At 43.2% G+C, this 17,971-nt stretch carries 14 protein-coding genes; 13 read left to right on the forward strand and 1 reads right to left on the reverse strand.

The window, feature by feature from the left end; translation table 11 throughout:
* Positions 1-401: 401 nt before the first annotated feature.
* From SGR01S_RS08315 to gnd, 13 genes are all read left to right on the forward strand, one after another.
* On the forward strand, positions 402-1,511 hold the full coding sequence (locus tag SGR01S_RS08315; RefSeq protein ID WP_061807120.1) for an acyltransferase family protein: 1,110 nt from the start codon (positions 402-404) through the stop codon (positions 1,509-1,511).
* Between the two features lie 235 nt (positions 1,512-1,746).
* Positions 1,747-3,171 (forward strand): mannose-1-phosphate guanylyltransferase/mannose-6-phosphate isomerase, encoded by a 1,425-nt coding sequence (locus tag SGR01S_RS08320; RefSeq protein WP_061807122.1) that lies wholly within the window; start codon positions 1,747-1,749, stop codon positions 3,169-3,171.
* Between the two features lie 15 nt (positions 3,172-3,186).
* Entirely contained in the window at positions 3,187-4,554 is a 1,368-nt protein-coding gene (cpsG, locus tag SGR01S_RS08325) for a phosphomannomutase CpsG (protein WP_061807124.1), read from the forward strand.
* Positions 4,555-4,827: 273 nt separating this feature from the next.
* The gene (gene galE, locus SGR01S_RS08330; RefSeq protein ID WP_061807126.1) at positions 4,828-5,850 is read left to right on the forward strand and encodes a UDP-glucose 4-epimerase GalE; all 1,023 of its coding nucleotides are present in this window, start codon (positions 4,828-4,830) and stop codon (positions 5,848-5,850) included.
* A 485-nt stretch (positions 5,851-6,335) separates the two neighbouring features.
* Positions 6,336-7,223, forward strand: coding sequence for a UTP--glucose-1-phosphate uridylyltransferase GalU (gene galU, locus SGR01S_RS08335; RefSeq protein ID WP_061807296.1), 888 nt, complete (start codon positions 6,336-6,338; stop codon positions 7,221-7,223).
* 347 nt (positions 7,224-7,570) lie between these two features.
* A complete protein-coding gene (locus SGR01S_RS08340; protein ID WP_061807127.1) occupies positions 7,571-8,338 on the forward strand; it encodes an ABC transporter permease in 768 nt (255 codons plus the stop codon).
* Positions 8,338-9,078, forward strand: a complete 741-nt coding sequence (locus tag SGR01S_RS08345; RefSeq protein ID WP_061807128.1) for an ABC transporter ATP-binding protein — start codon at positions 8,338-8,340, stop codon at positions 9,076-9,078. Before SGR01S_RS08340 ends, SGR01S_RS08345 begins: the two co-directional genes overlap by 1 nt.
* Positions 9,079-9,109: 31 nt before the next feature.
* Entirely contained in the window at positions 9,110-11,005 is a 1,896-nt protein-coding gene (locus SGR01S_RS08350; protein WP_061807129.1) for a DUF4422 domain-containing protein, read from the forward strand.
* Between the two features lie 7 nt (positions 11,006-11,012).
* Entirely contained in the window at positions 11,013-12,167 is a 1,155-nt protein-coding gene (glf, locus tag SGR01S_RS08355) for a UDP-galactopyranose mutase (protein ID WP_061807297.1), read from the forward strand.
* Complete coding sequence (locus SGR01S_RS08360) at positions 12,164-13,060, forward strand: glycosyltransferase (RefSeq protein WP_061807131.1); 897 nt, start codon at positions 12,164-12,166, stop codon at positions 13,058-13,060. The genes glf and SGR01S_RS08360 overlap by 4 nt, the downstream gene beginning before the upstream one ends.
* Positions 13,061-13,074: 14 nt before the next feature.
* A complete protein-coding gene (locus SGR01S_RS08365; protein WP_061807132.1) occupies positions 13,075-14,220 on the forward strand; it encodes a glycosyltransferase family 4 protein in 1,146 nt (381 codons plus the stop codon).
* 13 nt (positions 14,221-14,233) lie between these two features.
* Complete coding sequence (locus SGR01S_RS08370) at positions 14,234-15,424, forward strand: polysaccharide pyruvyl transferase family protein (protein WP_061807133.1); 1,191 nt, start codon at positions 14,234-14,236, stop codon at positions 15,422-15,424.
* A 137-nt stretch (positions 15,425-15,561) separates the two neighbouring features.
* Positions 15,562-16,968 (forward strand): NADP-dependent phosphogluconate dehydrogenase, encoded by a 1,407-nt coding sequence (gene gnd / locus SGR01S_RS08375; protein ID WP_061807134.1) that lies wholly within the window; start codon positions 15,562-15,564, stop codon positions 16,966-16,968.
* A 75-nt stretch (positions 16,969-17,043) separates the two neighbouring features.
* Here gnd and SGR01S_RS08380 read toward each other — a convergent pair whose 3' ends face one another.
* Positions 17,044-17,901 carry a polysaccharide pyruvyl transferase family protein gene (locus SGR01S_RS08380; RefSeq protein ID WP_255212220.1) on the reverse strand — a complete coding sequence of 286 codons (858 nt, stop codon included), beginning with the start codon at positions 17,899-17,901 and terminating at the stop codon, positions 17,044-17,046.
* Positions 17,902-17,971 lie beyond the last annotated feature (70 nt).

Genomic DNA, 17,971 nt, shown 5'->3' on the forward strand with positions numbered 1-17,971 from the left:
ATTGTCTGGGGATTCTAGGTAATGAAAGGAAGGAGACCGTTTGTCTGCAAGGTAGGGCGAAATATGGGAACAGAAATCAGTGATTGGTAACTGTGAGCTAAGGGCGGTAGCGTATCTTGCGCCTTTGCCAGCATGTTCGAACTGTTCGTGAGGTGACAGCTCTCACATGTCTGGGGGGGGCTTGTCTTGGTTTAAGTTGCAATGGGATATCTCATTAAATGAGACTGTAATGAGATTCTGTTTAACCGTGTTGTATATCTTCTTAAAATAAATGATTTTTATGGAGGGGGCAGGTTTGGTTTTGTAGTTCCTTCTGGGTTTTTGTTTCTCATGTATAAATCACACCACATAAACATTTTGGCCATTAAAAATTTTTTTACACCATCAAGACGGAGTCAGCTATGCCTGAGGAATCCTTTGTTCATGACAGGATGATTTCCACGCAATTGGATATAAAAGTGAAAGGTAATTATAAAAATAAAGATCCTATTCGGCTGGAGTATATTGACTCTATACGCGGTATAGCAGCAATTAGTGTGGTCATAGCTCACTTTATCGTCCCTATATATGGGGTTGATAGGTTTTTATTTTCCCACCTATTAGACATTGGAAAAATTGGTGTGGTGCTGTTTTTTATTATTAGTGGGTTTATTATCCCGTTTAGTTTTAAAAGGAATAACGGTGGGGTTAAGGCGTTTTTAATTTCTAGGTTTTTTCGCCTTTATCCAGGGTATTGGTTTTCATTATTCCTTTTCTTGGTGGTGTCCCTTTTTTTTGGTAAGCAATTCCCTGTGGGTCAAATATTGGCAAATATGACGATGGTTCAAACCGCCTTGGGGGTTAGAGATATTGTTGGCGTTTATTGGACGTTATTTATAGAGATTGTTTTTTACTTCTTATGTGTAATTTCGTTTGGTTTTGGGTTGTTGAATAGGCCTGGATTTAATTTTACCTCTTCATTGTTCATGTTGTGTTGCGCCATAATTATGGGAATTGCTAAACGTAAGTTTGAGGTGGCTTTGCCGGTAGCATTACCGCTTGCATTATCATTAATGGCATTCGGCGGTCTATGGCGAGCATATTTATTAGAAGGAAATTTGGCCGCCAAAAAATTAGCGAAAACCTATATTGTTATATTTTTATTTGTAATTCCTATGGTTAGTTTCCTATCATATGGTATGGAACCAGGTCATACTTTGCGATATACATTAACCTATTATCTAAGCATGCTTTCCTTTGTACTATTGACAACTCGGTTGAAAATAAAAAATAAATACATGGTATTTATGGGGGTTATTAGTTACTCCATGTATTTAATACACCCAAGCTTACTGATTGTCTATGAGAGTCTTATTGCGGACTTCAGTGAAGGGGGCAGATATTTCTTCGGTGTTATAGGTGTCATCCTGACGTTACCAGTATCTTACTTAGTTTATCGATTCATAGAGTTACCATCGATAAAACTAGGGCGAAAAGTGAAATCGCATATACTAAATCCTAAACGAGTATGAATGATTACTTATAGTCCCCGTACTTCAAATAAACCCAGAGCAAGAGTGGATTGCAAACTTATCTTGGCTATATATCTATGTTGACCTCATTTAATAGTGATATTCTTATATTGTTTGTTAAATGAGGGGCCCATTGAAGAGAGAATGCTTGGGTGGAAAATTATTAGCAGATAAAATTCATGGGAACTTAATGGTTTTTTATTCTAAAAATATTTATATAGTAAAGGATTAACTCATGTCAAAACTAATTCCTGTGGTTATGGCCGGTGGCACTGGCAGTCGGTTATGGCCACTTTCGCGGGAGTCATTCCCCAAACAATTTTTATCTATCGACGACAGTGGATTTAGTTTGTTGCAGCAGACACTGCAGCGCTTGTCTGGACTGGAGGGGGTGCAAGTTGCGGCACCTTTGGTTATCTGCAATGAAAATCATCGTTTTTTGGTTGCGGAACAGTTGCGTGAAATTGATCAACTGGCGACCAACATTATTCTAGAGCCTGTGGGGCGTAACACGGCGCCAGCCGTTGCATTAGCAGCACATCTGGCCGCAGAAGAAGGCGACGACAGTATACTGTTGGTGTTGGCCGCAGACCATTTGATTAAAAAGGTGGATAACTTCCACGCGGCAATAAAAACGGCTATTCAGCATGCCACTGAAAATCACTTGGTGACTTTCGGTATTATTCCTGGGCATCCAGAAACGGGTTACGGCTATATCAAGCGCGGTAGTGCGCTTTCTAGCGAATGCTTTAAAGTCGACGCCTTTGTAGAGAAGCCGTGTCTGGAAAAAGCCGTTGAATATTTGGCCAGCGGCGAATTCAGCTGGAATAGTGGCATGTTCATGTTCAAGACGGCCAAGTTCCTACAAGAGTTGGAACAGTTCAGCCTAGAGATCTTCAGTACAACACAACAATCTGTGCTCGACAGCCAGCGTGACATGAACTTTATCCGTGTTGACCAGGAAATTTTTAAGCACTGCCCAAGTGACTCCATCGATTATGCGGTGATGGAAAAAACACGAGATGCAGTGGTAATCCCTATTGATGCCGGCTGGAGCGATGTTGGTTCATGGTCATCGCTGTGGGAAGTTTCCGAAAAAGATGCATTAGGGAATGTTAATGTCGGTGAGATTATTTCCATTGATTCAAACAATAACTATATTTCATCTGATGCTGCGCTAGTTGCAACCATCGGCTTGGACGATCTGATCGTGATCAACACCAATGATGCGTTGTTGATTTCGACTAAGGATAGAGTTCAAGACGTTAAGAAAGTGGTTGATGAGCTCAAAAAACGCAATCTCCATCACTTCCGTCAACACTCTTCATCTTATCGTCCTTGGGGTAAGATTTGTGATATCGACAGCGGTGAGCACTTCCAGGTCAAAAAAATCATTGTTCGTCCAGGTGAAGGGTTGTCTGTGCAACGTCACCTTCATCGTGCAGAGCACTGGGTAGTCGTCAGTGGTACAGCAAAAGTGAATGTTGATGATAAAGCGTTCTTCTTATCAGAAAATCAATCCACCTTCATACCCGCTGGTAGTGTCCATACACTGGAAAACCCAGGGAAAATCGATCTTGAGATCATCGAGGTCAGATCAGGGTTTTACCTCGAAGAAGATGATATTGAGCGTTTGCACGATCGGTACGGCAGAGTCTAATTAAAGGGTTTGGTGATGGAAAAGTTAACGTGTTTTAAAGCTTATGATGTGCGCGGTAAATTGGATGAAGAACTGAACGATGATATTGCCTATCGTATCGGTCGCGCTTATGGCGAGTTCCTAAAACCAAAAACTATTGTGCTGGGTAGCGACGTTCGTCTGACCAGTGAAAGTTTGAAGCTGTCCCTGGCAAAAGGTTTGCAGGACGCTGGCACTGACGTTATCGATATTGGCATGACGGGGACTGAAGAAGTTTATTTTGCCACTTCGCATCTGAAGGCTGATGGCGGCGTGGAAGTGACTGCCAGCCATAACCCGATCGACTATAATGGTATGAAATTAGTCCGTGAAGGCTCGCGCCCTATCAGTGGTGATACCGGTCTGCGAGCTATACAAGAGTTAGCGGAAAACAACCAATTCCCGGCCCCTTCTGCAGCGCGTGGCAGCTATGTTCGTCAGGACGTGCTTGGTGCATATGTAGAACACATACTTTCATACGTTGACGTAAAAAACTTCAAACCGCTAAAACTGGTGATCAACTCAGGTAATGGTGCAGCCGGTCATGTGATCGATGCCATTGAAGCATCCCTTAAGGCGTTGAACGTCCCGTTGGAGTTTATCAAAGTTCATCATCAGCCGGACGGCACATTCCCTAATGGTATTCCCAATCCATTATTGCCTGAGTGTCGTGCAGATACCGCCAATGCGGTGCGCGAACACGGCGCAGATATGGGGATCGCTTTCGATGGTGATTTTGATCGTTGTTTCCTGTTTGACGAAAAAGGCGACTTTATTGAGGGATATTATATTGTTGGCCTTCTGGCAGAAGCTTTCCTACAAAAACAACCAGGTGCAAAAATCATTCATGATCCGCGCCTGAGCTGGAACACGATTGATGTGGTGAGCCAGGCTGGTGGTGTGCCGGTCATGTCAAAAACAGGTCATGCTTTCATTAAAGAGCGTATGCGTTCAGAAGACGCTATCTACGGTGGTGAGATGAGTGCGCATCACTACTTCCGCGATTTTGCCTATTGCGATAGCGGCATGATCCCATGGTTGCTGGTGGCTGAATTGGTCAGTGTAAAAGGCCAAACGTTGGGGCAATTGGTGCAGGATCGTATTGCTGCTTACCCGTCTTCTGGTGAAATTAACATCAAGTTGGCCCAACCTGCGGTGTCAATTGAGAGCGTCAAGCAACATTATTTGGCGCAGGCTGGTGAGGTAGATTATACCGATGGTATCAGCATGGAGTTTGCCGACTGGCGTTTCAACTTGCGTTCATCTAACACTGAACCGGTAGTTCGTCTCAATGTTGAGTCACGCGCCGACGTTGCCTTGATGACTGAAAAAACAGAAGAAATTCTGGCGTTGTTGTCTCGTTAACAGTGTCGTGATCCTTTTACTTCAAACAGGGCTGCTTGGCAGCCCTGTTTGCTGTAGTGAGGAAATCAAATGTTCAGAAGGTTCACTTAGTATGGGCATTGCTATCTTATTCATTTGATTTATCCTGACCCCATATAGCTTTTGGCTCTTGATAGTGTTTTTTGTTTGTTTTTGAGACGTAATTTTCTTGAACCCAATGTTTGATGGTGTTTTTAATAAAGAAGATTAAAGATTTCTAACTTTAGCGCATTAGGTGCGCGTGAGGAGTTGTTGATGACAGTTTTAGTCACCGGCGGTGCCGGATATATTGGATCTCACACCGTCCTGACCTTACTGGAGCGTGGCGAAGATGTCGTTGTGCTGGATAACCTGTCGAACTCGTCAGAGGAATCATTGCATCGCGTCGAACAGTTGGTGGGTAAAGCCGCCACTTTCTATCAAGGTGATATCCTGGATGGAGAATGCTTACGTCGCATCTTTGATACCCATGGTATCTCTTCAGTGATCCATTTCGCTGGTTTGAAAGCCGTCGGTGAATCAACCCGCAAACCGTTGGAGTATTATCAAAACAACGTTGCCGGGACTTTGGTATTGCTGGATGAAATGCGACGAGCCGGTGTACATCAATTCATCTTCAGCTCTTCAGCGACGGTATATGGTGCGAACTCTCCGGTTCCTTATGTAGAAACCACGCCGATCGGCGGTACCACGAGTCCTTACGGCACGTCAAAGTTGATGGTAGAGCAAATTCTGCAGGATTTCGCTAAAGCGGAGCCGCAATTTTCCATTATCGCCTTGCGTTACTTCAATCCGGTAGGTGCGCACGAGTCTGGTCTGATTGGTGAAGATCCCAATGGCATTCCAAACAACTTGTTGCCTTATATCTCTCAGGTAGCGATTGGCAAGCTTGACAAACTGGGCATTTTTGGTGGGGATTACCCAACGACAGATGGCACCGGGGAGCGTGATTACATCCACGTGATGGATCTGGCTGAGGGCCACTTGATGGCTATGGATTATCTGAAGAAAGTCGAGGGGTTTAAAGCTTACAACCTGGGAGCGGGGGTAGGGCACTCTGTATTGGCCATGGTGCATGCTTTTGAAAAGGCATCTGGCAAGCAAATACCTTATCAGATATTACCGCGCCGTGATGGCGATCTACCTGCATTTTGGGCGGATGCGAATCTTGCTCGTCGAGAACTGGGATGGGAAGTTCGACGTGGTATTGATGAAATGATGCGTGATACCTGGAACTGGCAAAAAAATAACCCACAGGGTTACCGCAGCAAGAACTAGCGGAAATCTAGGTTTAATTTTTAAAAGCCCATAATATATGGGCTTTTTTTATTGCTTCTGGTGAGAGATTTCTATTGAGAGCGATTATTATGAATTAATAATCATTCTCAACAATTGGCGTTGTAGTAACATTGGTTATTATAATCATGGTGTCTATGAAGGTGTAATGCACTCGAGACCGCATTTTGTTCACAGTGGGTCATTTGATTAATGTTTTATGCGAATGTAAAGTGGTTTTTTATTGTTAATTTTTAATGTGTTATCTATTTTTATGATGTCGCGCGTCTAACGGTTAGGCAGATAGCGTTTTGTCTATGTGGTGTTAATGTATTAACGCCCAACATCGGTGTATACTTCAGGCCGAAGAAAACTAATATCGTTTTGGCAGCGCGCTTAAGAGCAGCTAATGGCCATAAAACGTCATTATGATGATTTTTTGACGTGTTGCATTAATGAAACTGAAGTTGTTGGGAGTCCCCACAGAAATGCTAAAAGCTGTCATTCCAGTCGCTGGTCTTGGTACCCGCATGTTACCGGCTACAAAGGCTATCCCTAAGGAAATGTTACCGGTTGTTGACAAACCCCTAATTCAATACATTGTGAATGAATGTGTCGCTGCAGGTATAAAAGAAATCATTCTTGTTACACATTCGTCAAAAAACGCTATTGAGAATCACTTTGACACGTCGTTTGAATTGGAAAGCATGCTGGAATCACGCGTTAAGCGCCAGTTGCTGGAAGAGGTGCAATCGATCTGTCCAAAAGGGGTCACGTTGATGCATGTGCGGCAGGGCCAATCCAAAGGGTTAGGCCATGCGATTCTCTGTGCTCGTCCACTGATTGGCGATGAGCCATTTGCTGTGCTGTTACCAGATGTTTTAATGGATGATGTCGCATGTGACCTGGCAAAAGATAATTTGGCTAGCATGATCGCTAGATTTGGCGAGAATGGTCGTAGCCAGGTTATGGTCGAACCTGTGCCCGAAAAAGACGTATCTAAATATGGCGTAGTAGACTGCAGCGGCGATGCCGTTGCGCCGGGGCAGAGTGTGCCGATGCACGCGATTGTAGAGAAACCATCTCTTGATGAAGCTCCTTCGAACCTGGCTGTGGTTGGCCGCTACGTGTTGGCTGCAGATATCTGGCCATTGCTTGAGAAAACACCTTATGGTGCAGGCGGGGAGATACAGTTAACGGACGCCATCGCAATGCTTATGGAACAACATCCTGTTGATGCTTTTGCCTTGGTTGGGCGTTCCCATGACTGTGGTGACAAACTGGGCTACATGAAGGCTTTCGTTGAGTATGGACTCCGTCATCCTACGCAGGGTAAGGACTTTGCAGCATGGCTGAAAGATCAACTTAAAGCTTGAACTAACGCTGGTTGATGAATCCAGCCGATTCCTAAAGTAAAATGAAACGGCTGGATGTAACGTTCTAAGAGTGTCCATGGGCAAGATACCGTTGTCATGGGCACTTTTAAGATATGAATTTTTATTATTGCATTAAAATCAAACCATTATGATGAGAGTGCTCTGGTTGCCATAATGCCAGGGGCGGTAGCGTGGTTTAAAAACGCTTAAAATTCATCCTGAAGTTCGCTCTGTCGGATCTGCGACTTGGCTTGGAAGTGTTACTAATTATTATCGATACCAGTTGAAGTTGAAATAGCATTAGATTTCAATTGTTAGGGAACTTTAATCTTAAATCGAGTTTTTATATGAAGTATAGTCTAGGTTATCTCTGGGATTTGGCTGCGGTCATTACAGAGAAAGAATTAAAAGTTAGATATAAAAGCAGTTTCTTTGGTTATTTGTGGTCAATTGCTAACCCATTGCTTTTTGCGATGATCTACTACTTCATTTTTAAGTTGGTCATGCGGGTTCAAATACCAAATTATACCATATTTATTATTACCGGGCTTTTCCCGTGGCAATGGTTTGCGAGTTCTACAACAAATTCACTATTCTCTTTTATCGCGAATGCCCAAATTATCAAGAAAACCGTTTTCCCACGCTCTGTCATTCCATTTAGCAATGTATTAATGGAGTGTTTGCATTTTTTATGTACTATTCCAGTCATAATCGTTTTTCTTTACATATACGACATGCGGCCTTCTATTGACTGGTTGTGGGGGATTCCTCTTATTGGCATAGCGCAAATGTTGATGACATTTGGCATCGCGATGATGTTGTCGACATTGAATCTGTTCTTCCGCGATTTGGAACGATTCATTACATTGGGTATTATGCTAATGTTTTACTGCACGCCTATTCTCTATTCCGGTGATATGATTCCAAAAGAATACCATTTTTTGATTGATTACAATCCGCTGGCCAATATGATTCTCAGTTGGCGCGATCTCTTTATGAATGGTGTTCTTGACTATCATCAGATCGGCATGCTCTATGGATATGCGCTGTTGTTCATCATCATTGGCGTTAGCATTTTCAATAAGTTGAAATACAGATTTGCAGAGATATTATAATGAGCGTAGCTATAGAGTTTAAGAATGTTACTAAGCGCTATCCGTTATACCATCATATTGGCTCTGGCATTAAGGAACTGATTTTTAATCCGCGTCGTGCGTTAAGTTTGCTAAGTGGTCGTAGTTATTTGGCTATTGAAGACATCAGTTTCCAGGTGCAAAAAGGGGAGTCGGTCGCACTGATTGGTCGAAACGGGGCGGGGAAAAGTACCTCACTCGGACTGGTTGCCGGAGTGATGAAGCCTTCATCCGGCACAGTTAGTGTGGTTGGTCGTGTTGCATCAATGTTAGAGCTAGGGGGAGGATTTCATCCTGAGCTCACTGGGCGTGAGAATATTCGGCTTAACGCTACGCTGTTGGGTTTACGTCGCAAAGAGTTAAAACAGCGCCTGGATAAAATCATCGAGTTTTCAGAGTTGGGTGAGTTTATCGATGAGCCCATTCGCGTATATTCCAGCGGCATGCTAGCGAAACTTGGATTTTCTGTTATCACACAGGTCGACCCGGATATTTTAATTATCGATGAGGTTTTGGCTGTCGGTGACATTTCATTTCAGCGTAAATGTATTGATACCATCAACGAATTTAAGAAGAAGGGTGTGACAATTCTATTTGTTAGCCATAACCTTTCAGACGTTGAAAAAATTTGTGATAAGGTCATTTGGATTGAAAACCATAAAATGAAGGATATGGGGGAGGCCCATTCTATTATCTCTCAATACAGGGAAGCAATGTCCTGATTTTTATGATTTTAATCACTAGGTAATCCGAATGAATAATATTAAGATATATACTTGTCACCATAAACCAAGTGAGTTTCTTGACTCAACCTTGATTCAGCCAATCCACGTTGGAAAGATTAATAATTTAAACGAAATTGGTTGCTCTGGTGATGATACTGGCGATAATATCTCGTTTAAAAACTCTTTTTACTGCGAATTAACGGCTCATTATTGGGTCTGGAAGAATGCAAAACCTGCCGATTATGTTGGGTTTATGCATTATCGCCGCCATTTCAATTTTTCAGAAGATCAACAAGTCCCTGAAGATAACTGGGGTGTAGTCAACTATGAGAGAATTGATGATTTATATCATGAGAAATTTGGCTTAAATGATAAAAGCATCACTCAGTGCTTGGCTGATGTTGATATAATACTGCCGAAAAAATGGGATGTAAGCGCTGCAGGTAGTAAAAACAATTATCAACACTATAAAATTTCTAATTATCTGCATATCGAAGATTACGATATTGCATTGGAAATTCTTGAGCAGCTATACCCTGAGTACAAATCAGCAGCCGATAAGTTTAATAGTGATTCAAAAGGCTATTACACGAATATGTTCGTCATGAGAAAGGATATATTTGATGATTATTCGGCATGGCTTTTTTCTATCTTAAATAAGCTGGAAGATAAGCTTCGATTTAAAAATTATAATGCTCAAGAAAAACGAGTGGTTGGCCATATTTCAGAGCGTCTACTGAATATTTATGTCAATTATCAAATTGAGCTGCATGGTTTCAACGTCAAGGAATTGCAAAGAACTTTTGTTCAACAGGAGACCTTCAGTGCTAAATTGAAACCGGCATTCCCTGTTAATAATGTTCCGGTTGTTATTTGCTTTGATAATAATTACGCTATTAGCGGAGCTGCACTACTTAACTCGATTATCGAAAATGCTAATTCTAAAGTTAACTATGATGTGGTTGTACTGGAGAATGGTGTTTCTTTAGCTAACAAAAAACGGTTCTTTTCGTTGGTTTCTGGATTCGATAATGTCAGTCTGCGTTTCTTCGACGTTAATGCTTTCTCTGAGATAAAAAGCGTCTTTACGCGTGCGCACTTCAGCGCGGCAACTTATGCACGTTTGTTTATCCCTAAACTTTTCTCTGAGTTTGAGAAGGTTATCTTTATCGATTCAGACACCGTGGTTGAAAGCGACTTGGCAACCCTGATGGATGTGCCGATGGATAATAACCTGGTGGCGGCGGTAAAAGATATTGTGATGGAAGGATTTGTTCTGTTCGGGGCAATATCACAATCTAGCGATGGCGTGATGCCTGCGAAAGAATATTTGTCGACCTCATTGGGTATGGCGGACACTGACGGATATTTTCAGGCCGGAATTTTAGTGTTCAACATTGCGCAGATGAATCGTGAAAATACGTACGCCTGCCTGATGGATGCGATGAAAAGTAAATCTTATTGGTTCCTGGACCAAGATATCATGAATAAAGTATTCCATGGTCGCGTGTATTATTTGCCGCTTGAGTGGAATGTTTATCATGGTAACGGCAATACCGAGGATTTCTTCCCCAATTTACCTTTTGCCACCTACATGCGGTTTCTTGAGGCTCGTAGTAATCCGAAGATGATACATTTTGCTGGGGAGAATAAGCCTTGGAATACACGTCATGTAGATTTTTTCGATAACTATCATAAGAATATCGTTAATACGCCTTGGGCTTTGGAGGCTTACGAGCGTCTTATCAGTTCTGCTGCCATTTTGCCTGCAGCGCAGAAAAAAGCAGCAGCGCCAGTGCTGTTGCAGACAAAGTTGAAGAACGCTTTGATGCCAATGCTTAATCGTTTGGCGCCAAAGGGTACGTCGCGTCGGAATATTATGACAAAATATTTCTATAAAATTAGACGCGTAATTATTGGATAATGTAATGATGAATAGCAAAAGAATCTTAATCGTAGGTGCCGGATTCTCTGGTGCGATAATTGGTCGTCAATTGGCCGAAAAAGGGCATTTGATCCAGATTATTGATAGCCGCGATCACATTGCCGGGAACTGCTACGATGCCCGGGATGCGAAAACTGATGTTATGGTACATACCTATGGACCACATATCTTTCATACTGACAATGAGCAGGTATGGGATTTTGTTAATCAGTATTCGACGATGATGCCTTATGTTAATCGTGTTAAGGCGACTGTTAATGGTCAAGTTTTCTCATTGCCAATAAATTTGCATACGATTAACCAGTTCTTTGGAAAAACCTGTTCGCCGACGGAAGCGAAAGCTCTGATCGCAGAAAAAGGCGATACTAGCATTGCAGACCCCCAATCATTTGAAGAACAAGCGCTGCGTTTTGTTGGCAAAGATCTCTACGAAGCGTTTTTTAAAGGTTACACCATCAAGCAGTGGGGGATGTCGCCCGCTCAACTGCCAGCCTCGATTCTCAAGCGTTTACCTATCCGTTTTAACTATGATGATAATTACTTTAATCATAAGTTCCAGGGGATGCCGAAAGATGGCTACACCAAGATGGTAGAAGGTATTTTGGACCATCCTAATATCTCCGTATCACTTGGAACTAACTTCCAGGAGGAAGAGCGTGGAAATTACGACCATGTATTTTATAGCGGCCCGCTGGATGCGTTCTACGGCTTCCAATTCGGTCGTTTAGGTTATCGCACGCTGGACTTTGAGAAATTCTCTGTGGAAGGCGATTATCAAGGGTGTGCCGTGATGAACTATTGCGAGCAATCGGTGCCTTATACCCGCATAACTGAGCATAAATATTTCTCACCTTGGGAACAGCATGAAGGTTCTGTTTGCTATAAAGAGTACAGCCGCGCGTGTGGGGAAAATGATATCCCTTACTATCCGATTCGGCAGGTTGGTGAAATGAGCCTGTTGGAGAAATACGTTGATTTGGCTGAGAAAGAACAGAATATAACCTTCATTGGTCGCTTGGGTACATATCGTTATCTGGATATGGATGTAACTATCGCCGAAGCGTTAAAAACGGCCGAACTCTATCTCGCCAGTTTGGAGCAAACTAATGCTATGCCTGTATTTACGGTCAGCATCAGATGAAAACCGTGGCGTTAATTGTTACCTTCAATCGCTTGGCAAAATTGAAACAATGTTGGACGGCGACCGCTGCGTTGCCGTTTGATCACATTGTCATTGTTGATAATGCTTCAACTGACGATACAAATATTTGGCTGAAGAATATTGAAGATCCACGTCTGCACGTAGTAAGTGCCGATCAGAACAACGGCGGTGCAGGAGGCTTTAAGCTGGGTTCCAAGTTCGTTGCGGAAAAAATAGACGCCGATTGGGTGTTTATGTTTGATGACGACGCTTACCCGGATACCGAGTTGCTGGTACGCTTTGCTAGTGTGGAAAAGTCCAAACATGATGCGTACTGTTGCAGAGTTGTTGATATGCAAGGTGCGCTTTGCAAAATGAATGTGCCTTTCAGTAAAATGCCGACTTCACTGCTAAAGACGTTAGATTATATTGTAAGGCCATCTCGTTATACTCCCGCAGAGTCGACGGTGTCGGAGGTGGTGACTCTTTCGTTTGTTGGTGCAATAATTCGCAAAGACGTTTTAGCTGCCAATATTGAGTCTATCTGGTCAGAACTTTTTATTTATTATGATGATCTTTACTTCTCTTACAGGTTGAATCAACAGGGATATCGATTCCGATACTCGCCAGAGCTGCTGTTCTTGCATGATGTAGCGCCAGCTAATGGGGGGATTAACCCATCGTGGAAGGTATACTATCTGGTTAGGAATTTGCTGCTCTCTAGAATGTTGTTCAAAAAAAATGAGAGACCTTACTCATTCGGAGCCATCGTGTTACGTATTGCTAAATATTTACTTACTTTTACCTCCCAAGGTGACAAGATCGAATATATTAGATATGTAATGCGCGGTATTGTTGACGGTATATCACGTAAAAATGGTAAACGACATTAGCCGGTAAGAGTTAAATGAAAAAGATTTGTTATTTTATCAACTCAGATTGGTACTTTGAACTTCACTGGGTTGAGAGAGCACTGGCAGCCAAAGCTGCTGGCTATGAAATTCATGTTGTCAGTCATTTTGTGGGGGGCGACATTCAGCAAAAGCTGACCGAAAAAGGTTTCATTTGTCATGACTCTTCTATCTCGGAGCAGTCTATTAACCCGATCAACTTCTTTAGTTCGTTGGTCAGGGTATGGCAATTACTCAAGAGAATTAACCCGGATGTTTTACATTGCATCACCATCAAGCCTTGCCTGATGGGGGGGTTTTTTGCCCGCTTTTATAACAAGCCTATCATTCTCGGGTTCGTTGGATTGGGGCGCGTGTTTATGGAAGATAAGTTGTCGATGAACGTCATTCGTTTCCTGACATTGCGTTCCTATAACCATATTTTCAAGAATGAGAAATGCCTGCTTGCCTTTGAGCATGAGCATGATCGCGATCGGCTCACCACACTGACGAAAGCAAAAAAAAGCCAAACGGTTGTGATCGATGGTGCAGGGATAGATCCGCATATTTATCATTATTCACTTGAAGTCAACCGTGAAAAACCGGTTGTGTTATTCGCAAGCCGCTTGCTGTGGAGCAAAGGGTTGGGCGATCTGGTTGAGGTGAAAAAACGCCTGGCTCTTAAAGGCGTTGATTTTGTACTTAATGTGGCAGGGATCTCGATCGTTGACGATCCTGACGCGATACCCCTATCTAAGATTGAAGAGTGGCACCGGCAGGGGTTAATAAATTGGCTTGGTCGCTGCAGTGATGTTTACAGCCTGATTAAGGCATCTAACGTTGTCGCGCTGCCTTCCACTTATTCTGAAGGTATTCCGCGTATCTTGCTGGAAGCTTCATCAGTTGGTCGTGCTTGCATTGCCTACGATGTTGGTGGTTGCCAGAGTCTGATCATCGATGAGTACACCGGTAGTTTGGTCGAGAAACGTAATATCAATCTTTTAGCAGAAAAGTTAGAGAAGTTGCTCACCAGTCCCAACAAACGTGTAGAAATGGGCGTTCGCAGCCGCGAGCGTATTGAGAGTAAGTTCGCATCATCTTTGGTGATTGATGACACTTTAAAACTCTATCGACGCGCGATTGCTACTGGAAGTTATTCATAACAGGAGCATTATTTTGGCTTTTTTCGAGAAGTTATGGACGAAAAAGCACAATAAAGACATTCAGAACTCGTCTATTCCAAATAAAATTTTTTATTTAGTTTCTGCTTCAGGCATGCCAAATTTTGGTGATGATATGCTGACACGATATTGGGTAAATGAATTACAACGAAAGTTTCCTGGTTGTACTCTTTATCTGGATGCGGTTGACGCGGTCGTTGCAGCAGAACTCTTTCCCTCTGTGAAGTGTGTAGATTATCTCTGGCGTTTGGCTCAGGCATTGGGAGATGAAGGCTCAGTCGCTGGGAAATTCGCCGATCCTCACACCTTGCCGTTACGTGAACGCTTAATGTCAGGGGTGTTCGCCTCTGCACAAAGTATTCATTTACTAGGAGGGGGGTATATCAATGAGCTTTGGGGTGCCAACGCGCGTTTAATCGAATTGGCTGCTTATTTCGCCAAAAATCATCAACTTTCTTGTTATGCAACGGGATTGGGACTTCAACCACTTTCGCCCGAAAATGCCGCAAAGCTTGCGCCGTTTATTCGTCAGTTTGAGCATTTTGATGTAAGGGATTTGGCCAGTTATGAAGTTTTGGCCCACTTTGAGCTTCCTGCATTGGTTTTTACTGGTGATGATTACTTTGCATTCCCTTATTGCCCTGCAGGACGTATCGTGGAACGTGAACACTATACTCTGCACATGTGTGTTCACACTGAACTATTCGAAGACAGCGGCCTGACTGAGAGACTGTTGTCGTTATTGCAACAGGTAATCACAAAATTTAGTCAAGAGCATCCTTCTTCCGAAATCAAATTTTATGAATTCCGTCCCGGCTCAGATGGTGTGTTCTTTCACCAAGTACGAGAGCGATTTCCACAGGTTGACTTCGTGCATTTTGAACGAGTTTGGCAAGAGGGACTGGTATTCGCCGCCCATGATTTTTGCGTCAGTTCCCGCTTCCACTTTCAGGTGATTGCTGCCAGTCTCGGCGTAGGTGGGATAGCACTGTCTTGGTCAGATTATTATGATAATAAATTTTCAAGTTTGCGAGTAATCTCTGATTGGCCGATGGCCAGGCCGGATATCTCCCTAGAGGCGCTGCTTCTTTTACTCTCAACGAAAACTGACTGCGATCGCCGGGAAGGCAGGGAGTTTATTCGTAAGGCTAAACAGAAATTATTGTCTCAACTGTATAATTTCTGACAAGTTGCAACCCGTAGCAAAGCCTATCGCACCAATCACTACCCACGCGGTTCAATCCTGAGTTAACATGTGTGCCACATCACAAAACCTGTTGGCCAAAGTTGCTAGCAGGGTCATCCTCAGACAGGAGTTCCTCAATGTCCAAGCAACAAATCGGCGTTGTCGGCATGGCGGTAATGGGCCGCAATCTGGCACTGAATATCGAAAGCCGTGGTTATACCGTTTCGATCTTTAACCGCTCAGGCGATAAAACGGATGAAGTTATTGCTGAAAACCCAGGCAAAAACCTGGTACCGCACTATACCGTCGAAGAATTTGTTGAATCGCTGGAAAAACCACGCCGCATTTTGCTGATGGTAAAAGCGGGTGAAGCGACAGACAAAACCATTGCTTCTCTGACTCCACATCTGGATAAAGGTGACATTCTGATTGATGGTGGTAACACCTACTATCAGGACACTATTCGTCGTAATCGTGAACTGTCTGATCAAGGTTTCAACTTCATCGGTACCGGCGTGTCCGGTGGTGAGGAGGGCGCACTGAAAGGTCCTTCAATCATGCCTGGTGGCCAAAAGGAAGCTTACGAGCTGGTGGCGCCAATCTTGAAGAAAATCGCCGCGGTAGCTGAAGGCGAACCTTGTGTGGCCTATATCGGCTCTGATGGCGCCGGTCACTATGTGAAGATGGTACACAACGGTATTGAGTATGGCGATATGCAGCTGATCGCTGAAGCTTACTCCTTGTTGAAGCAAGCGTTGAACTTGAGCAATGAGCAGTTGGCAGAAACCTTTGCCGAATGGAATAAAGGCGAGCTGAACAGTTACTTAATCGATATTACCAAAGATATCTTCACCAAAAAAGATGAAGAAGGTAAGTATCTGGTCGATGTGATCCTGGATGAGGCTGCGAACAAAGGCACCGGTAAATGGACCAGCCAGAGCTCTCTGGATTTGGGCGAGCCGCTGTCGTTGATCACCGAGTCAGTGTTCGCGCGCTATCTGTCTTCACTGAAAGAGCAGCGTGTTGCGGCATCTAAAGTGTTGACTGGCCCTAAAGCGACGCCAGTAAGCGGCAACAAAGCGGAATTTATTGAGAAAGTGCGTCGTGCACTGTACTTGGGCAAAATCGTTTCTTATGCACAGGGCTTCTCTCAGTTGAAAGCGGCTTCCAAAGAAAACAACTGGGATCTGCATTACGGTGAGATTGCCAAGATTTTCCGTGCTGGTTGCATTATTCGCGCCCAGTTCCTGCAGAAAATCACGGATGCTTATGCTCAGGATGCGGATATTGCCAACCTGCTGCTGGCACCATACTTCAAGCAAATTGCCGACGAATATCAACAAGCTTTGCGTGATGTGGTGTCTTACGCAGTGCAAAACGGCATCCCTACGCCTACGTTCTCTGCGGCTATCGCGTACTACGACAGCTACCGTTCAGCGGTCCTGCCAGCCAACTTGATCCAGGCGCAGCGTGACTATTTCGGTGCGCATACGTACAAACGCATCGACAAAGAAGGCGTGTTCCATACCGAATGGATGGAGTAATTTTAATCTCTGCTCGTTGAACGATAAAAAAACCGCCTAGCTGATGCTCGGCGGTTTTTCTCGTATTACTTATTGTCACTTAATGAAATAAGTATTCGGATAATAGTTTATAAGTGAATGCTCATAAACAGATTCATTCTTATAATATGAGTTGGGATAGAAGTTTACTTCCATACCTAATAGTGAGCCTAAAATTGCCACATGTAGCCTATCGGTATCTACAGCTCGGTATTCTTGTAAAAAACTGATAAGCGAACGCGTTGAGTTCCTCGCTAGATCAACGTTATCCCAATAATCTCCATTCCATGTCAGAGAAATGTCGTGATTATTTTCGTACTGTTGCTTGGTCAATGATTCTGAGTCGGTACGGTAGCAAGAAGCCTTGCTTTTAGTAGGTCTGACGTTATTGATATATTTCCCTTTATCCAGATAAAAGGCCATATCTTGCGTCAGGATAACAGACTCTCCTGGAATATATCCCAGTTTCAATAAACGATCGTAAGAGGTTTTTTCACGACAACATACAAAAAGGTGTTTTATATTTTCTTTAAAGAAATCCGTATAGCCGAAAACTGTTGAAGGAAATATAATTACTTTTGCGAATTTTTCTAGGTTGTTTTTGATAAAATCACGCCCTTCGGCGTAATAACCCTCGATCAAATTCCCACCACCGCCAAACAGAAGCACGTCTCTTTCTGGTGTATAGACTTCTGAAACACTGAATGGTGAGTAATCAAAACCATTAGCGTTGAGGTAATCATAGGTCGCAGCAGCGATGACGCCATCACCTGCATTTCCTGGATTTGCTTTATAGATAAAACGGTATTTTTTATAGAGTTCTCGTAACGTTGAGGTAAATTGATTTTCATTTTGATGGGGCATTTTTAACCTCGTAAAATTCAATGATAGGTAAGCAGAGAAACTATGCCTCATAAGCTCTCTCCTGCAACCTTACAGAAGTATTTGTTGTTCGACAAGACTATAGCAGTGTAAAGATTGTGAT

This window comes from Serratia grimesii NBRC 13537 (assembly GCF_001590905.1).
Lineage (GTDB): Bacteria > Pseudomonadota > Gammaproteobacteria > Enterobacterales > Enterobacteriaceae > Serratia > Serratia grimesii.

Coding starts and splice junctions, on each gene's coding strand:
- SGR01S_RS08365 (WP_061807132.1), top strand. CDS start 13,075: ATGAAAAAGATTTGTTATTTTATCAACTCAGATTGGTACTTTGAACTT.
- SGR01S_RS08315 (WP_061807120.1), top strand. CDS start 402: ATGCCTGAGGAATCCTTTGTTCATGACAGGATGATTTCCACGCAATTG.
- gnd (WP_061807134.1), top strand. CDS start 15,562: ATGTCCAAGCAACAAATCGGCGTTGTCGGCATGGCGGTAATGGGCCGC.
- SGR01S_RS08340 (WP_061807127.1), top strand. CDS start 7,571: ATGAAGTATAGTCTAGGTTATCTCTGGGATTTGGCTGCGGTCATTACA.
- glf (WP_061807297.1), top strand. CDS start 11,013: ATGAATAGCAAAAGAATCTTAATCGTAGGTGCCGGATTCTCTGGTGCG.
- galU (WP_061807296.1), top strand. CDS start 6,336: ATGCTAAAAGCTGTCATTCCAGTCGCTGGTCTTGGTACCCGCATGTTA.
- SGR01S_RS08320 (WP_061807122.1), top strand. CDS start 1,747: ATGTCAAAACTAATTCCTGTGGTTATGGCCGGTGGCACTGGCAGTCGG.
- galE (WP_061807126.1), top strand. CDS start 4,828: ATGACAGTTTTAGTCACCGGCGGTGCCGGATATATTGGATCTCACACC.
- SGR01S_RS08360 (WP_061807131.1), top strand. CDS start 12,164: ATGAAAACCGTGGCGTTAATTGTTACCTTCAATCGCTTGGCAAAATTG.
- cpsG (WP_061807124.1), top strand. CDS start 3,187: ATGGAAAAGTTAACGTGTTTTAAAGCTTATGATGTGCGCGGTAAATTG.
- SGR01S_RS08380 (WP_255212220.1), bottom strand. CDS start 17,901: ATGAGGCATAGTTTCTCTGCTTACCTATCATTGAATTTTACGAGGTTA.
- SGR01S_RS08350 (WP_061807129.1), top strand. CDS start 9,110: ATGAATAATATTAAGATATATACTTGTCACCATAAACCAAGTGAGTTT.
- SGR01S_RS08345 (WP_061807128.1), top strand. CDS start 8,338: ATGAGCGTAGCTATAGAGTTTAAGAATGTTACTAAGCGCTATCCGTTA.